We start from the raw sequence: 895 nt of genomic DNA, 5'->3' as shown, positions 1-895 counted from the left end.
TCCTCCTGCAGGGCAAACGGCGCGCTGGAGTCCCGCTCACCCCAGCCCCGGGCCATGGCTTCGACAAACTCCTGCTCGACCACATTGGCCAGCTTGAGCGGCACCTCGAATTCCCGCCCCAACTCGGTGGCCAGACCAACATCCTTGCGCGCCCAGCGCAGGGCAAAGCGGGCGGTGTCGAAATCGCCCTTGAAGACGACTTCCGGCACCATATAGTTCAGCATCAGGCCCTGGCCCACTGCGCCGTCCTGGATGGCCTGGAGCAGGGCCTGGGGCTCAACCCCGGCCTTGACGCCCAGGGTCAGACCCTCGGCCAGCAGGGACAGGCTACAAATCCCGATCATATTGTGGACGATTTTGGCGATTTCCCCGCAGCCGATGCCGCCTACATAGGAAACCTTGTCGCCGATCACGTCGAGCACCGGTTTGACCCGCTCGTAGACGGCCTTGTCGCCCCCGACCATCACCGCGAGGGTGGCGGCTTGAGCGCCGACCGGTCCGCCGCTGACCGGCGCATCCAAGACCTGGACCTTTTTTTCCTGGAAGGTGGCGCAGATGTCCCGGATCAGGGTCGGCGAGCTGGTTGACAGGTCGATATACACGCTGTCCGGCTCGGCGCCCTGCAGAATGCCGCCCTCGCCCAGGGCGACCTCTTCGACCTGCTTGGGACCGGGCAGCGAGGTGAACACGATCTCGCTCGCCGCAGCCACGGCGCGCGGGCTGTCGGCCCACGCGGCGCCCTTGTCCAGCTGCGGGCGGGCGGCTTCTTTACGGATATCGTGAACGGTCACCGTATGGCCGGCGGCAATGATGTGAGACGCCATAGGGCCGCCCATATTTCCGAGTCCAACAAACCCGATTCGCATGATGTCCTCCTTGTTTCAGCAGACGAAGC

The 895-nt window shown here is 64.8% G+C and carries 1 protein-coding gene; it reads right to left on the bottom strand.

Annotation, left to right across the window (positions count from 1 at the left end; all coding sequences use genetic code 11):
• On the bottom strand, positions 1 to 866 hold an 866-nt coding region (locus tag J4F42_19525; GenBank protein ID MCE2487709.1), incomplete at its 3' end, for an NAD(P)-dependent oxidoreductase.
• Positions 867 to 895: the final 29 nt, after the last annotated feature.

It is taken from the genome of Desulfurellaceae bacterium, assembly GCA_021296095.1.
Lineage (GTDB): Bacteria > Desulfobacterota > Binatia > Bin18 > Bin18 > JAAXHF01.
The sequence above is the reverse complement of the archived record's forward strand: the minus strand, read 5'-3'. Positions and strand labels throughout refer to the sequence as shown.